The sequence below is a fragment of the Flammeovirga sp. SubArs3 genome (genome assembly GCF_947387565.1).
In the GTDB taxonomy this organism is placed as follows: domain Bacteria; phylum Bacteroidota; class Bacteroidia; order Cytophagales; family Flammeovirgaceae; genus Flammeovirga; species Flammeovirga agarivorans.
This window is the reverse complement of record NZ_CANDOA010000011.1, coordinates 131,918-149,698: the sequence shown is the minus strand read 5'-3', so window position 1 is coordinate 149,698 and position 17,781 is coordinate 131,918. Positions and strand designations below refer to the sequence as shown.

8 protein-coding genes are annotated in these 17,781 nt (G+C 35.5%); all 8 read right to left on the bottom strand.

The features are described 5' to 3' along the window. Window positions 1-7 precede the first annotated feature (7 nt). Window positions 8-3,037 carry a SusC/RagA family TonB-linked outer membrane protein gene (locus tag QL232_RS23520; RefSeq protein WP_281616014.1) on the bottom strand — a complete coding sequence of 1,010 codons (3,030 nt, stop codon included), beginning with the start codon at window positions 3,035-3,037 and terminating at the stop codon, window positions 8-10. Window positions 3,038-3,049: 12 nt separating this feature from the next. Continuing rightward, window positions 3,050-4,795 (bottom strand): RagB/SusD family nutrient uptake outer membrane protein, encoded by a 1,746-nt coding sequence (locus QL232_RS23515; RefSeq protein ID WP_281616013.1) that lies wholly within the window; start codon window positions 4,793-4,795, stop codon window positions 3,050-3,052. A gap of 38 nt (window positions 4,796-4,833) precedes the next feature. After that, on the bottom strand, window positions 4,834-7,953 hold the full coding sequence (locus QL232_RS23510; RefSeq protein WP_281616012.1) for a TonB-dependent receptor: 3,120 nt from the start codon (window positions 7,951-7,953) through the stop codon (window positions 4,834-4,836). A 35-nt stretch (window positions 7,954-7,988) separates the two neighbouring features. Further along, a complete protein-coding gene (locus QL232_RS23505; protein ID WP_281616011.1) occupies window positions 7,989-10,220 on the bottom strand; it encodes a beta-galactosidase in 2,232 nt (743 codons plus the stop codon). A 72-nt stretch (window positions 10,221-10,292) separates the two neighbouring features. Continuing rightward, entirely contained in the window at window positions 10,293-11,642 is a 1,350-nt protein-coding gene (locus QL232_RS23500) for a sulfatase-like hydrolase/transferase (RefSeq protein ID WP_281616010.1), read from the bottom strand. Between the two features lie 9 nt (window positions 11,643-11,651). Next, the gene (locus tag QL232_RS23495; protein ID WP_281616009.1) at window positions 11,652-13,016 is read right to left on the bottom strand and encodes a sulfatase; all 1,365 of its coding nucleotides are present in this window, start codon (window positions 13,014-13,016) and stop codon (window positions 11,652-11,654) included. A gap of 9 nt (window positions 13,017-13,025) precedes the next feature. Beyond that, the gene (locus QL232_RS23490; protein WP_281616008.1) at window positions 13,026-14,777 is read right to left on the bottom strand and encodes an arylsulfatase; all 1,752 of its coding nucleotides are present in this window, start codon (window positions 14,775-14,777) and stop codon (window positions 13,026-13,028) included. 79 nt (window positions 14,778-14,856) lie between these two features. Continuing rightward, window positions 14,857-17,454, bottom strand: a complete 2,598-nt coding sequence (locus QL232_RS23485) for a glycoside hydrolase family 2 protein (protein ID WP_281616007.1) — start codon at window positions 17,452-17,454, stop codon at window positions 14,857-14,859. Window positions 17,455-17,781: the final 327 nt, after the last annotated feature.

Below are 17,781 nucleotides of genomic sequence, written 5' to 3'. Positions count from 1 at the left end.
GTTCTGTTTATAGTGTTACATGAACTCCTACAACATAGGATGTTAGAAGTGGTAAATTGGTATAACCCGAATTCAGATTAGATGGGTCTACATTTTCTAGTTTTGACCAAGTGAAAAGGTTGTTTCCTCTTGCATATACTTTCATCCCACTGACCACATTGTTTGTCCATTTCTTAGTTGGCAATCGATAAGTCAGTTGCAAGTTGTCTAAGCGGAGGTAGTTACCATTTTCTATCCAATAACTATTGTTCTGAAAGTTATTTTGGTATTCTTTGGTGGTCAATCTTGGGTATGTACCATTAGGGTTAGATTCTGACCATCGATCTAAGGCAACGTCAGAATATTTTCCTTCGCCATAATTCCAGTAGTAAGCATTATTCAATACTACTTCTCTTCCTATCACCCCTGAAAATTGAGCAAATAACTCAAAGTTTTTATAATTCAGTTTAATGGAACTGTTCAATACAAAATCGGGAAAACTATCCCCAATCAATACCTTATCTTGTTCGTTGATTACGCCGTCGCCATTTTGGTCTATGTATTTGATATCTCCTGGGCGAACTGTTCCATACATTTGTTGAGGGTGACTCTGTATTTCTTCATAAGACTGAAACAAACCGTCTGCCTGTAGGCCATAAATCCCATTTACAGGTTTACCTATTTTATTCATTCCGTCTTCTTCATAACGAATCACATTACCATCCATAAGAATGGCTTGAGAATACATTCCCCCAACACCAATAGCGTATCTAAAATGCTTGATTTTATTTTGGTAATTTAATGCTACTTCTACTCCTTGATTTTTCACCTCACCATAATTTTCATACTGAGCATAAGGCATACCATTGATCATTTTATTATCCACTTGTTCAGGGATATCGTAGCGGTAGTTATAAAAATAATTACCAAAGAAGCTTAATCTTCTAAAAATTCTTCCTTCGATACCAACATTTAATTCCTTTTGCTTTTCCCAGTCTAAAAGTTCTGTTCCTGTATGCTCTAGTTCAGTAGGCTTTAGTGTCGTATTGTTGTTACTTCCAAAGTATACATTGCCCGATTGACTCCAAACATTTTGATGTAACCTATGATTCATAAAATTCCTATCAGTAGCCATTAAACCATAGTTAGCTTTTACCTTTAGATAATCAAAAATGCTATTGTACATAAAGTTTTCTTCCGATAATACCCATCCCAAACTTGCTACATAGTTTAAATGACCCGAGTTCTTATCCAATCTGTTTGTACCATAATGACTTACCACTCCCTCAATAATGTACTTGTCTTTAAACCTGTACGATGCCAAAAAGGAAGCTGTCATATTTTGAGGTTCCTGCACCGAAGATTTGTATTCCTCTCTAACAAAACTGTACATTCCTTGTAGGTAGATATTATGTAGATCGTTCCAAGATTTATCATATTTAATTCTACTGTACATGGCATATCCTCTAAAAACATCGTCAGAGGTCTTGCTTTGTTTACTAAGTTCTGTTTTTCTTCCTTTTTGAATAAACTGGTTTAAAGTATCTCCTTTATAAACCGGTAAGTACGCATTATAACTTGCATTTTGACCATATGTAACGCTATTATAAGTATCCAACGCAACATTTACATCAGCTGATAGTCCTTCAGTAATCTGCTTTAAATTAAAATCTAATCCCATATTGGTTTGTCCAATAATACGTTGCTCCCTTTGATACCCTCTTTCTGTCACTTCAGCATAAAGGTTTTTATTGGACAGCCTTGAAACCCCAAAACCTGCCGCTTCTCCTTCCTTGATCATATTTTCTTCGACATAGATTGGGTAATCCATAGGTCTATGTGTAGACATCATATCAAAGAAGTCTCTTCCTGTTAATGTACTGGTATTGATAATTTCGGTTCTTGCTGAAATGTTCGCATTCAATGTAATCACTTGATTCATTCTTGCTTTTAGATTGGCTCTGATATTAAACCTATCTAAACCATTTTTTGGACCTTCTGCAACCATTCCTTCTTGATTTTGGTATCCAAGGTTGACAGAATACTTACTATTTCTTGTCGCTCCAGTTAATGTAACATAGGCCTTTTGATATTGTGTCTGATCTTTTAGTAGTAATGCTGAAAAGTCATTGTTTGGATATCTAAAAGGGTCTGAACCATCTTTGAACTTCTGTAACGCATCTTCAGAATAAAAGGGAGAAAGTCCATCATTAGCTCTTGCTTCATTGTACAATAAAGCAGAGTTGTAGCTATCTAAATAATGGTGTGATGTTGTAGGTGTTTGAATCCCACTTTCGTAACCAACATCGATTTTTCTCTTCACAGCCTGCCCTTGTTTTGTCGTAATCCAAATGACGCCATTCACAGCAGCAGGTCCTACTAAGATCTTAGCTCTAATATCTTTTAAGTATTCAATAGATTCTACCTCTTCAATATTCAGTTGATAAATACTTCTTTCAAAACCATCGATAAATACTGCCGGTGCATTATCACCTGTTGTACTTAGACCTCTGATGGTAATATTGGAAACATCCCAACCAGGATTACTTGTTAATTGCTCAACCAATACACTTGGGTCTGTTCCCGTTAAGGAAGTTCCAACATTGATACCATAAGTATGACTTAAATATTGGTCATCAATTTTTGTCGAAAAAGTGGTTGCATCTTCTCTTTTTTGGATTTGATATCCTCCTTCTAAAACTACTTTTTCGAATGGTAATTTTAATGGCTTCATAAAGAAACCCTTTTTCTTTTCAGTAGTTTTCAGGATATATTTTAGCGATTTCATCCCTTCTGCTTCGATGGATACTTCATCACCTTCTAAGCCACTTACTACTACTTGGCCATCACTATCTGAATAGAAAACATCTTCTGTTCCGTCTAATAAAGTTACCGTTAATATAGCTCCTCGAATCGGGAAGTGTCGTTCATCTAATACTCTACATTTTACTTCAACATATGATTTACTTTGAGCAGCACCTGTCAAAGGCGTAACCAATGTTATCAGCACCCCAATTATGAAGCTATAAAGCGGGTATTTTTGAATTGCTTTTCTCATCATTCAATATTTTTACCAACCAGGGTTTTGTTTAAATTTTTCAGTCATAAAAATCACATCTCTAGAGAAAGGGTACCAATAGTGTTTCTCTTCAAAAACTCTTGTTGTCCCGGTAACATCAACCACTGAGAATGTTTCTTTTCCAGTAGTATTATCCCTAACAATGTGCATTCCTTTTATCTCTTTATTTTCTCTTAGGTGGGCAATGTGCCATCTTCTCATGTCGAACCAACGTTGGAACTCTCCATTTAACTCAACATTCCTCTCATTCCAGATTCTTTTTCTGAAAGTGGCTTTATCTGTAAGATACATTGGATTAACCGCTGGCATACCCACCCTTTCTCTTACAATATTAATAGCATCTACTGCTGTTAAGGAGTAACCGTCAGCTGTACCATAAGGGCCATACGCTTCATTGACTGCTTCGGCATAATCCAAGTACACCTGTGTTAGTCGCATGTAATTCCAATTCATATAATAGTTACCATCCTGTTGCCAAGGGTTAGCAGTTTCTGGCCAGAATTTTCGCATATAATATCCTGTGACGATATCGGGTCCAGCACCCCTAATATCAATGCCATTTAAGTCTGAGTTTCCTTCACTATCATAAGAAAAGTCTAATACTCTAAGCTCTCCTTTACCATCTATACCATGTGAGTGACCATGGTATAATACAGAATAGCTTAGTCGAGGATCTCTATTTTCATATGGATTTTGAGGATCATATTCTGGATCATCTTCGATCGCCAATCCATTAGCAGTCTCGAATGATCTCACTAAATTGTGAGTCGCTAGCGTATACCTATTGTTACTTAAGCCAAAAGATCTTGGGATATATAATTGCTTTAGTGTGCTTCCGTATGTGATGAAGTTTTTCTGAATTAATGGAAAAATACATTCTCTAGAAGCTACATTATTTCTACTATAAAAAATCTCTCTATACTTTTCAAAAGTGGTTCCGTTCACCAATGATAACCCTGCTTCATCAGCCATTTGTAGTGTGTTTGCAATCTCCATGGCTGCAACTCTACATTTTTCTTCATTATATTCTTCACCGTAACCATTGGCAATATTCATGGTAGGGCTAGCATCATATAATAATGCCATCCCTTTTAGAAACTGAGCCATTGTAGCTGTTGCTCTCCCATAATTTGGTCCAGATCTGCTCTTTGATAAAAGTCCAATTGCTATATCACAATCCTGAATTATTCTTTGTGTAGTTTCTTCGTATGTGAGTCTTTCGAAATCAAGATCTTCATCTACTTCATACACCCTATCGATATAGTGAATACCACCATACCTTTTAATCAATTCAAAGTGGAAGAACGCTCTTAAGAAATAAGCTTGTCCGGAGAGGTCCTTTTTTTGTGATTCAGTAATCGCTGTAGATATTTCAGCTTGCTCAATAACATTATTTACAACTCTCAGAGCAGTCATGGCATTGTAAAAAGTGGATGCTTCTCCGTAGCCATTTCCTTTTTCCCAACCGACTTCAAAAGCTCCAGCAGAGTTATCGTAGTTTCCAGTATTTACGTACTGAGCATAGTCTTGCCAAGCAGTATTACTTGGACATTGAAACTGATCAGAAACAGTACTTACCGCTGTATTTTGTTTATATAAATGATAGTTGAAAAGTCCTTTATAACCATAATCTAAATGGGCTCTAAAGTCGTTATAGTTAGAGAAAATATCTTCGTCTGTCACTATCGATTCTTCAACACCATCGAGATAAGATTCACAAGAGCTAAATCCTATCATGCTTATCAAAATTAGTAATAATCTCTTTTTCATATCATTTAGAATTTAACCGTTAAACCAGTATTGTAGCTTCTAATTAATGGATAGGAAGACAGTGTAGCTGCCTCAGGGTCAAACCTTTTATCCATTTTAGTGAGCGTAAATAAGTTGTTCCCACCAACATACACTAGGATACTACCAATACCCATGGTCTTCTTCATTCGTTTAGAACGGATCATATAGCTCAATTCCACTCTCTGCAAGCGTAAATAATTAGCATTCTGAAATTGATAATCACTGTATTGTTGGTTGTGTAACCTTGTTGTATTATTTGATCTTAAAATAGGTACATTCGTATCCGTATTGGTTGGTGTCCAAGCATTTAAATTATGAGGATTGGCTTGTTCATAATCTGCACTTGTAAATTCATAAAGTAATGCATCTGGTACTGATTTTTGAACTCCTGAAGCTCCTGTAAATAAACTAGTCAACATGATTCCTTTATAAGTGAACCCCAGTTGTAGTGAATAAGAAAGCATAGGGTAATCTTGATATTCTGCTACCACTTTATCTAAATCATCAATGATACCATCCCCATTATAATCGACATATTTCTGATCTCCCGGAATACGGTTTTCTTGTCCCCAAATAGAACCTGGAGAATTGTAAACATCATCCCAGTCTTGATACAAACCATCCGTTTTTAATGTATAATCAGACCCGATAGGTTTACCCGCATCTTTTAGGTAATCGGGTGTTTTTGCAGGATCATCTCTGAATACAACTCTGTTTTGTGAGAAACTGGTAATTGCTTTTGCATTGATATTGAAATCTTTTCGGATATTTTGATTCCAACCCATTGTCATTTCAAAACCTCTCGATTTTGTCTCACCAATATTTTCATAAGGGTTATCCAAACCAAACCAAGGTGGAATTGTCTTACGTTCCATCAGTATGCTTGAGCGATGCTCATTGAATACATCCACAATTAATGTCAGATGAGAGAACATCTCCAATTCGACCCCAATATTAGCTTTTAAAGCTCTCTCCCAAGTAGCATTAGGGTTCGCCGCTCTTCCTTCTTTATTGGTATAGAATTTTGATGGTGGTGTACCGAAGTAAACATCACTTCCTCTTTCATATAGCTCTAGGTATGTCCATCTATTAACCCCTTTATCATAACCTACTTCGCCGTATGAAGCTCTAATTTTAAAAAGATTGATTTGATCACTTAGGCTAGAGTTTTTAAAGAATTTCTCATTCGAAACCATCCATCCCCCTGCAAATGAGGGAAAGAAACCAAAACGTAAACCTGGAGCAAATTTTTCAGAACCATTGTAAGCTCCATTCATTTCTATGAAATAACGTTGGTCATAATCATAGGTAGCTCTACCGATCCAGCTTTCTTCATAGGCAGGCCAATTAATTCGACTGATATTCTCACTTCTCATAAATAGCCCTAAACCCGATACGGTATGTTTTCCAAACTTTCTGCTATATCGAAGTGCTGCCTCATAATACAAGTTTCTTTTATAGGCACCTAAGGTTTCGTTTCCTACCGTAACAGGCCCCACTACATAATTGTCTGAAGGAAAACGTAAAGTATCTGTTGGAGTATAGAGATATGTAGGCACATTAAATCCTGTGTTTCTACCACTCTTGTTTGAAATCGTCTGCTTATAATCAAAAGACGTATTGTAAGAAAGCTTACCTGTGAGTGATAAACCTTTTGTAATAAAATCTAACTTTTGCTCTAACTGAATATCTGATGCCTGAGTGTTTTTTCTGTTTTTATGAGCACCACTATAATTTAATAAGAGATATGGGTTAGATCCACCACCATCATCACCTAAATTACCATCTGAATATTGGATTGGATAGACATAAGTAGGTGCTTTGTAATACACTAATTTAAAGAAATCTGACTTTGCCCAATCATCATCACTACTGCTACCGTATGCTGCCTGATTTTTAAATGACATACTACCAGCAAGACCAATTTTGATGTTGGTAGAATTGGTTAGTTTCACTTTGAAATTGGTTCTGTAGTTGTATTTCTCATAGCTAAAGCTGGGATCATAATATGGGTTAGGCTCTGTCTTAAAAATATCTCCATCGTTAGAATAACCTAATGAAACAAAGTAGTTTATTCTTTTACTACCACCACTTACATTAAAGTTATAGTTTGAAGTAACGCCATAATCTTTTACTAACTCATTATACCAATCCACATCAGGGTATAAATCTGGATTTACTTGATGCGCCCAATTATTAATATCTTGCTGAGAATAGTAAGCATTCGGATCATAGATCTTATCGTTTTTCAATGCCTGGTTTTTCATTTCCATCACTTCTACTCGATCTGCCATATAAAAATCAGAGATCGGTTGTTTGAATGAAAAATTCGTTGAGAAACTAAATTTTGGTTTCCCTTCTTCACCTTGTTTTGTAGTAATTAGAATAACACCATTGGCTCCTTTTGTACCAAAAACGGCTGTCGCTGATGCATCTTTTAATACCGAAATACTTTCGATTTCATTTGGATCAATATCCTCATAATCTCTTTCAATACCATCTACCAAGAATAACGGCGAGTTATCCACCCAAGAGGCTTTACCACGAATAAAAATTTCTGCTGCATTCTCTCCCGGCTGCCCCGATGTCTGAATGGAAGATAAACCAGAGACCAAACCTACTAAAGAGTTGGTTAGACTAGTAGAACCCCTATTCATTAATAATTCATCGCCATTTGTTTGTACAATGGCACCAACTACACTTTCCTTTTTCTGCGTATCATACCCTACTACTACTACTTCATCCATTACCGTATTCTCGGCCTTTAATGAAATATGTAAATTAGTTTTGTGGGTAATATTCACCTCTTTCTTTTTATACCCTAAATAGCTAATTACTAGTGTTTTTGAAGAAATAGGTGTCATTAATTTGAACTTACCATCAATATCAGTTGTCGTACCAATACTGCTGCCTTTTACTAATACACTGGCTCCTATTAAAGTCTCTCCTGTTAGCTCATCTTTAACTACACCTGTAATTATAGATTCATGCTCTTGTGCCAGAGATGGTATCACAAAACCCAACAATAAAACACTTAATAAGAGTATTTTTATTGAAAAGGATGTGAGTATTTTATTTATCGTTAGTTTCTTATTGTCATTCATTTCATTATAAAATCAGAAGTCCAATATTTATTTCTTTATGGAATCACAATGATATCCGTTTGATGATCAGATGAAGCTTTTACTTTGATAATAAATTCCCCGGAGGGCAGGTCATGCAAGTCTATGATGGGATCTTGTTGAGGAACATCTTCAGCTTGAAACATCCTACCTTCGTAGGTCATGACCTGATAAGTATATTTTCCGCTTATTTCGACCTTATATTTCTTATCGTAAAGTCTGATTAGTCTTTTTTTTTTCTTCTTTTTCTTGAATTTATCTATAGATGTGACTTGATCTCTTGCTTTAGTGTATTCGTAATAAGACTTAAGAATACTAGCATTAAATGCTCTTTTGTTACTCCCTACATCTAATAGGTTGAAGTAATGACTTCCAATGTAAAAAATATCACCTTGACCTAGTGTCTGAATACCAATAGCAATTCCTCCGTTATCCCAAGTGGCTAAAACTTCTAAATCATCTGTTGGCGATAGTGATATCTGATCATTTTTAGGTGTATAAGAACTCTTTGCTCTAATGGAATAAAAGTCTTTTTGGAAGGTCAATTTATGTTTATTTGTTCCCTCTACTAATGTCTGGAAAGCCAAACCTAAATTGCTATCTAATCTTCTTACACCTTTGTTTTGGACCTCTTGTTGATTACTAAATGTATATTGATTGAATCTACCCGCTACAAAAACATGCGAGCCATCGTTCTTGATATGTTTTTTTAATGTGTTTCCTACTTTTTTGTGCGTCATCGGCATAGGAGGAACTAAAAGTGGCAGGGACTTATCATAATCTCCATTAATTAATTGCTTTTCAGTAATGACATTAACCGGTAAGTCGTTATCTATATTTCCATAGTTAAACGCCGAAACATAAAGGTTTAAGTTAAAATCTTCCTGTAAGTAAGTATATATTTTATTCATCTGAGGCCACAAGAAGTTTAACATCGGTTCGGGTAATGGAGCATTTAATATTTCATCCTCATTCCCTTCGACTTCAGTCTTCATATAGTTTTGTAGCTCATAGAAAGCATCTTTCTTTTTTCTATTTCGGTCCAATACTCCGTAATGCTCAATACCATATTCTTCTCCACCTTTTTCTGCCTGCCCATTATAAGTAAAATAGACAAAACCAGTACACCCTACTTCAAAGGCACCACTCAACATGTCTGATAAATTCTCCTCCGTTGGGTTACCACTTTTGATACTAAATTCACCTAACCAAACGGGTTTCTCATTTTGAAACATTGAACGAATAAAATTGACAGAAGCTCCTACTTTGTAAGCATTTTTAGGATAAGGATAAACATTGATACCAATGATATCGGCATAATCATAATTGATCTCTGGATCTAAGGCTACATTTACACCATATTTTCCAGACCATTTCCACATCATGTTCTGGGTGAATAAATGGTTCTTATCAATCTTTTTACAGTCTGAGATTAATCCACTGATAAAGTCCGCTTTTGCCACACAATTCCATAAATTCCAATCGGCAAAATGTTTTCTTTCACTATCTGGCATTTGGGTCCAGTCACTTTCTGGAGTTTTTTTGTAAGGCTCTACTTTATCAAAACTCCCAAAAGTGGTATTCCAAGCTTCATTTAACTGATCAATAGACTCATATCTTGTTTTTATCCAAGTTCTAAAACCTTGTCTATTGTATTTATTATAATCCAACCATTGTTCTTTGTCTGCAAAGTGTGGTTCAGTATAAACAGAGTACGCAATTATAGAAGAACGGTCTTTGACATGGGCAACCGTATTACGAACATAATTATAATAGTGCTTTTTATAAGAAACAGATGAGAAAGACAACCTTCCGTATTGATGTTTACCAACAACATCCTTTACTAGTAATTCTTTGCTTGAATATTTTTGTTCAAACCAAGTTGGTTTCCACTCATGTGCTGATTGGTTAAACTGAAGTACAACAGTTAAATCATTTTTTTCTAAAAGATCTAAAAGTCCATCCAATTGATCAAAAGTGAATACCCCTTCTTGAGCTTCAATATGATCCCATGCAATGTTTAAACGGACACCATTTAAACCCAGCTTCTTGATATTTTTGATATCTTCCTCCCAATACCCAGTATTCCAATCGTCTAATCCCCAATATTGTATTCCTTTAAAAAGAATAGGATCACCATCCCTTAACACCACTGGTTTGTCTCCAATTTTTCCAAGGGTTGTAGGTCGTACTTGAGCTTGTAGGAAGTTAGATAGAATTAAAAAAATTAGTAGATAAAATAACTTCATTTCATTTACATTAGATAGTTTTGATACCTCCCCAAATTCAAAACGAATACATGGGGAGGTGTACAATGATCCTTATTTCAATTGTTTTTTCTGGCCTTTCCCTTTACCCTTTCCTTTCTTTTTCTTCTTCTTTTTGGTAAAGTCTCCAGGCTTCTTTAATTCTTCAACTTTTGCTTTCAAGAAATCGTATTGTTTCTGCTCTTTTGAGGACAAAGCCAACACATCTAATTTTTTCTTTTCTGCAGGATCTTTCTTTGTGTTATAGAATTCGCCAGTCGAGTAGTATTTATATTTTGTATTGAAAGCGTATTGCTTTACAGGATATGTTTTCTTTCCGAAATAACTGATAAAAACAAAGTCTCTTATTTCTGTAGGCTCTTTACCAATCAACTGATCATGGAAGCTAATTCCATTTAATTTAGTATCTGGCATTTTTGCTCCAGTAATGTCCATTAATGTAGGATAGAAATCTGTTAGATCCACAAGATTGGTATTGACATTAGGTTGGATATACCCTGGGCAATTGGCAACAAATGGAACATGAGACCCTGTCGTTAACGACTTTCCTTTCCCTCCTTTGATTTGTTGGCCTTGCCAATTAGTCACTACTTTTGAAGACGTACCGTTATCTCCAATCAACATGATGACCGTATTTTCTCTGATCTTGTTCTTTTCCAAGTTCTTTACAATCTGACCAATCATTTTATCCATGTATTCTACATTACTTTGGAAGTACTTTGGATCGTTTAGTGAAAGATCTTTTAATGTATCGTACTCAGCCATTCCTGGAACTGGTTGGAATGGATCATGTGTTAACATCATAGTGTAGTAAACAAAGAATGGTTTTTTCTTATTCTTTTTCACAAAACTATTAACGAACCCATTGATTACATCAGGACCATAGATATCCTTATTGGGAAGTTGTTTCCCATTTTGCGTTAAGACAGCATTTTTAAATCTTGCTTGTCCTTTTTCCACAACATTCCAAAGACAATATTCATCAAATCCGAAATGATATGGATCTTGCAAGGCTTGCTCTTTATCTCTGTTGTAGCTCAGTTGCCACTTACCAGCGATCGCCGTCGTATAGCCTTCTTTCTTTACTGCATTGGCAAATGTTTCAACATGCTGAGGTAGGTATCCAAATCTCTCGTAATTGTGAGAATTGTATTTTCCAGACATAATCTTCACTCTCGAAGGAGTACAAATTGGTGTCGCATGTGCATTTTCGAATTTAATCCCAGTTGCTGCAAGTTGATCGATGTTCGGTGTTTTATAGTCATCAGTACCATAACAACCAACGGCCTCAGCACCAATATCATCTATCAGAATAAGTATAACGTTCTTTTTCTCCTGTGCTTTTACGCCAAAAGCTAAGATGCACAACGAGATCGAAATGAATGTTTTGAGAAGTTTTTTCATCGTTGCTTATTATTTAGTCTCTTTGAGTTCTGGTTCGAACTTGTTAGTATTTAATTTCTTATTGAAGGATTTCATTCTCTTCAGATATTTCTGATAAGTTTCTTCCTTTTTATTTATAATGTTTTCTTTTTCAGAAGGATCTTTATCCAAGTTAAAAACTGATGCTTCCAATTCTTTTTTAAATACCTTCAATTTACCTGATTCACCATTTATCACCACATTTTCAGGGTATGAACTTCTGTATTTATGAGGTTTGTGAATCTTAATATTTCCTTTTCTATACGCTTCTACCGTCTTACCCTGAAAATAAAAGAACTCCCTTCTAGGTGAAGTCTCGCCTTCCTTCAAGGTGGACAACATATTTACACCATCAATTTTATACTCTGGTAGTTCCGCTTGTACCATTGCAGCAATTGTTGGAAAGATGTCAATCTGAGAAGTCATATCTGTTACAATCTGCTGTTTAACAGTACCAGGCATATAAAAAATTCCGGGGACTCTATGTCCTCCTTCAAAGGTAGTTCCTTTACCTTCTCTAAAAATTCCAGCGTTACCAGCATGATTGCCTTGCTTCAAAGATGGACCGTTATCCGAAGATACAATTATTAGTGTATTTTCTTCAAGCCCTTGTTTTTTTACTTCTTCAAGTACCTGATTAACAGACCAGTCAATTTCCATGATCACATCACCATATAGTCCATTTTCTGACTTACCTTCAAATTTAGAAGATACTGCTAATGGGGTGTGAGGCATGTTGTGTGCAAGATACAAAAAGAATGGTTTATCTTTATTTTCTTTGATATATTCTACAGCTTTTTCCGTGTATCTTGTTGTTAATTGTGCAGGATCAGGATTACGTTCAATGATTTTCTCATTTTCATAGAACGGAAGTTCACCATTTACCTTCAAGTCATGAGAGTGAGGTAAACCATAGAAGGTATCAAATCCATGATTTAATGGAAGAAATTCATCATGGTACCCCAAGTGCCATTTCCCGATTAATGCTGTTGCATAATCTTTTGTCTTTAATAATTCTGCCAGTGTGGTTAGCTCATAATTTATCCCTTTTGGTGTATCTAAGTATACTCTAGGAACACTTGCTCTTGGTGGATACATCCCTGTAAGAAGCGCAGCTCTTGAGGGAGAACAGATGTTTGAACCCGCATAAAAACTAGTAAAAATAGTTCCTTCTGAAGCCATTTTATCAATAGCTGGAGTAGCATTAAGGGAGCCTTCATAGCAACCTAAATCTGCATAACCCATATCATCCATATAAATGATTATGATATTTGGTGTTTTTGATCGGTCTTGTGCCTGGATTGAGAACAAGCTCCCAATTATAAGGCCTAAGACAAGTAATAATTTTGTTTTCATTTCTTTCATTTATGATTGTTGTGTGCTATTGACCACTAGTTCTTTAAGTCTAAAATTATTTGAAGGGTTAATCTCGTTATTGACTCTTACCTTCACTTTATACTTTCCTTTCTTTAAGAATAATTTACCCATTTGCATCGTTCCCCAAGTAAACTCATGCACTTCTGTTCTTGCTTCTCTATCAGGGCTTACCAACTGTTGTGTTTCAAATGGTTTTGACATCTTTTTAGTAATGACTTTTTCACCCACTTCAATCATAATGTTAAAGCCAATATATTCTTCAGAACAGCTATATAACATGTCAAAGTTATACTCACCATCTTCTACTATTTTCACATCCCATTGGATGACACCTTTTTTATTTTTGAAGTTCTTTGCCCATTCGTTAGACCAGCCTTTACCTTCATATCTCACCTTATTTTTAGTATTCCCATCCACTGCTGTTAATACCGTTTTTGGTGCTTCTTTGTGTCCTATTTGAATACGCTCAGCGGTTGGTTCTTTCCCTCCGTTCGTAATATTCATAAACCATTGGTGATAATCTGATGTCATTTTATTGACTACTTCAGTTTTGGATGCACTAAGGTCATGGAGTTGAGAAGGATCGACATTCATGTCGTATAATGTAGTGTCGTTTTCCTTGCTCATCACTAATCTATATTGTTCCGATCTTACTGCTGCAGCTGGAGTCTCTTCAAATTTCCAAGGTTGGTTATGAGTATAAATAACTCTGTCTTCCCATTGCTTATTTTTTCCATCTAATAATGGCAAAATGCTTTTACCATGCAGTTGGATTGAATCAGGAACTTCTATATCACATAGTTCAGCTAAAGTAGGGAAAATATCAATATGAGCTGTTAATTCTTCTACTTTAGTCACATTATAATTTGGTGCTTTAATAAACATAGGAACTCTTACTCCTCCTTCATGAACTGTCGCCTTTTTTCCTTTCATCTGTGCATTATAACGCTCTCCATTAGGTCCGTTATCTGATGAATAAATAAAGATCGTATTTTCCCATAAACCTTCTTCTTTTAATGTCGCAATCAATCTACCGACATTATCATCAATATTTTCACACATTCCGTAGACTGCAGCAGTTCTTTCATCAAGTCCCATCTTCTCATACTTTTCATAGTACTCATCACCTACTTGGAATGGTGCGTGAGGTGCATTATATGGTACAAAACAGAAGAAGTTCTCGTCTTTGTTTTCTTTAATAAAATCGATGGCATGGTCTGTTAAAACATCTGTGATATACCCTTCTGTCTTGACAAACTCACCCTTTTCATTTTCTAATTCTGTATCAAAATAATTGTTCCAATGACCTGCACAGAATCCAAAAAATGTTTCAAAACCTTGTCCTACAGGATTATGTGGATAAGTAGACCCGTTGTGCCACTTTCCAAATAGGCCTGTTTTGTAGTTATTACTTTTAAATAATTCTGCTAATGTTACTTCATCAGCGTTCATTACCTCTTTTCTTCTCGTTACCCAATTTACGCCAGTTGCTAAATTGTACCTACCTGTAAGTAAACTTGCTCTAGTTGGAGCACATACAGCATTCACTAAGAAATGATCTAAAGTGATATTCTCATTGGCCAACTTATCAATGTTAGGCGTAGAGATATGAGGGTTCCCCGTTACACCAAGATCACCATAACCTTGGTCGTCTGTAAGAATGAATACTACATTTGGTCTACTTTGACCAAATACAGCAAAGGAGGAAAGAATTAAATAAAAAGCTAATAATCGTTTCATTTTCTTGAAGTTTAAAGAGATATGGGCAGCATTAATATAAAAGTAGTCACTTGCTGCCCTATATCGCTTATGCTTAAAATTAAAGTTGACTTAATACTTCAGCAGGTTGATCTTTAAGTACCTTGTTTAACGTCTGTACTTTAAAGTTCACCTTATCCATATTTTTGTCCACAGGTTGCCACACAATCACTTTTTTATTTCCTGGTAATAGATCAAAGTAATTATCAGTCCATTTTCCACTTTCTACTGAGGCAGAAATTTTAACACCTCTAAGTACTTTGTCTGTTGTTAACTCAATGATATAAGAACCATCTTTCTGAGCTGTAACATTTTTTGTCAACTGATAATCGGTTGATAAAGTAAGGTCTTTGTTTTTAGCTAAGAAGAATTCGTTTTGATCAATTACTTCATTCTTAGCAATAATCGTTGTTACTACCACTAAGTTATTTTGCTCTACCTTGATATCTGAAGCTGCAATTTTTGCATAAATATCAGATGTGTTTGGAGCCACTTTTATATTTTCTGTTGATGTTTTTATTACCTGACCACTCAGATCCATTACTTCCACTTTCAAAGTTGCTTTCATCTCTTTTAGAAGATCTGAAACTACGTATACATTGAAAGTTTCATCATCAAAAGATACTGAACTAATCACCGGTTGATAAGCTTCTTGAATTCTATAATGTGATGCCTTCCAGTTACCTAGATAATCGATACTTGCCCATGAAGCTACTGGCCAACAGTCATTTACCTGCCAGTATAGAGAACCCATACAGTGAGGCATTTTTCTTCGGTGTGTTTCAATCGCAAACTTTAGATCATATGCTTGATACAGTTGAGATGCATAAACTACTTTTTCAAAGTTCTTTCCGTTGACATCAAATTCTTTGGTTACGTTTTTCATAATTCTCTTATTACCAAACTTCGCTTTCTGATGATTTCTCATCCCTTTCGACCAAAGATTTAGCTCGTCTTTTGCAACATATTTTGCCATCACTTCTACTTCTGGATAAGATTGGTACCCGTACTCACTCATAAATCTTGGTACATGCGATTTATAGTAGTCCCATGATTTTGGTCCTTTCCATACATCCCAAAGGTGACGGTCACCTTTTGTCTCTAAATGATCTCCATACTTTCTAAAGTAAGGTGAAGAAGCCCAGTAATCTTTGTCGTCAAATTGATGTAAGACATCTGGAATTTCTTTGGTAAACAATCTAAAGTAATCATTGATGATTTTTGTTGAATCTGCTTCAGACCAGTTCATTTGCTTTTGGATACCCCAACCGAACCAAGCCCATTCAATTTCATTATTACCACACCACATCGCTAACGAAGGGTGATTTCTTAAGCGGATAACGTTATCTTTTACCTCTGCCTTTACGTTTTCCACAAACTTCTCATCACCTGGATATAAACTACAAGCGAACATGAAGTCTTGCCATACCAATAAGCCGTACTTATCACATAGATCATAGAATAAGTCTTTTTCGTAGGTTCCTCCACCCCAAACACGAATCATGTTCATGTTTGCTTCTGCACATGCTTTGATCGTTTCTTCCATTTTTTCATCAGAAACTCGGTCTAAGAACATATCTCCAGGAATGTAATTTGTTCCTTTCATAAATACATCATGGCCGTTTAATCTGATTTTGAAACTTTCACCAATATGGTCTTTTTCAGTGATTAGGTTTACAGTACGAATACCAATGTTTTGAACGTTCTCATCTAAAATTTCATCCCCTTGTTTGATCACAACTTTCATAGGGTATAAATGCTGATCACCCAAACCATTTGTCCACCATAACTTTGGCTTTTTGATATTGAAAGCTAACTCTTGAGCAACATCTCCTTTCTTAACTTTCACTACTTTAGAAGCATACTTTTTACCTGATTGAGCATCTAACACATCAATAGTAACATTAGTATTTTCTAATACATTAAGTTGAACCGTAGTAAGGATATCTACATTTTTTTCAGAAATATTCTTTTGCTGATAACGGATATTATCTACTGATACCGCATTCCATGTTTTTAGGTAAATTGGACGGTAGATACCAGAAGTTACCAAACGAGGGCCCCAATCCCATCCATAGTGGTAACCTGCCTTTCTTGTCATCACAGACAATTTTCTTTCTCCTGTGTTTCCAGTCTTTGCATCATCATTGATAGCATAAAGTGGATATCCTACAGCATCCCAAAGTGGTTCAGCGGTTTTGATTGGACTGTGGAAATAAACTTTTAGTTCGTTTGCTCCCTTTTTAAGTTTTCCAGTTACGTCTACTGTCCAAGATCTGAACATATTGTCTGCTGTCAATATCTTCTTATCATTTAAATAAACATCAGCATAAGTATCTAACCCTTCAAACACTAGTTGCTGCTTTTGGTCTTCGATAGAATTTACTGTGAAAGTTGTCTTATACTCCCAATCTTTCTTATCGATCCATTGTACTTTCTTTTCGTTTTCACCAAAGTAGGGATCCTTGATCAATTGGTGGTTCAATAAATCTGTATGTACACACCCGGGAACAGTAGCTGCTCTCCAATCTTGTTTATCTGATTGTTTGAACTCCCATCCTTTATTTAAAATATATTTGTTGACTTGTGCTGATGTCTTGCCGTAGAATCCAACGACAAGAATACTAAAAAATAAAAGCCTTTTGATTGAATTGCTCATATACCTTTCTATTAATACTTGCAAAAAATTTCATTTCAGTTCTTTGATCAATAATGGGTATCATTTCTTTACCTCCCCATTGAAGACACTTCAAATTTACAGTGAAAATTCCCACCTCAGAGGGGGGATATATTAAAATGAGAAGGGGATATATCTTTGAAAACCTTTATTTTTGATATCACTAGGGTATATTATTGATATGTACCCAGAATACAACTATTGAAGTGAAGTAATGAAATAATTTTAACTCAAATCGATGTAGAATTAGATACTTTGTAATTAAGTGATTACTCTGTCTCTTTCCTGAATCAAAAATAACAACATGTA

Coding starts and splice junctions, on each gene's coding strand:
- QL232_RS23520 (WP_281616014.1), bottom strand. CDS start 3,037: ATGAGAAAAGCAATTCAAAAATACCCGCTTTATAGCTTCATAATTGGG.
- QL232_RS23515 (WP_281616013.1), bottom strand. CDS start 4,795: ATGATAGGATTTAGCTCTTGTGAATCTTATCTCGATGGTGTTGAAGAA.
- QL232_RS23510 (WP_281616012.1), bottom strand. CDS start 7,953: ATGAATGACAATAAGAAACTAACGATAAATAAAATACTCACATCCTTT.
- QL232_RS23505 (WP_281616011.1), bottom strand. CDS start 10,220: ATGAAGTTATTTTATCTACTAATTTTTTTAATTCTATCTAACTTCCTA.
- QL232_RS23500 (WP_281616010.1), bottom strand. CDS start 11,642: ATGAAAAAACTTCTCAAAACATTCATTTCGATCTCGTTGTGCATCTTA.
- QL232_RS23495 (WP_281616009.1), bottom strand. CDS start 13,016: ATGAAAACAAAATTATTACTTGTCTTAGGCCTTATAATTGGGAGCTTG.
- QL232_RS23490 (WP_281616008.1), bottom strand. CDS start 14,777: ATGAAACGATTATTAGCTTTTTATTTAATTCTTTCCTCCTTTGCTGTA.
- QL232_RS23485 (WP_281616007.1), bottom strand. CDS start 17,454: ATGAGCAATTCAATCAAAAGGCTTTTATTTTTTAGTATTCTTGTCGTT.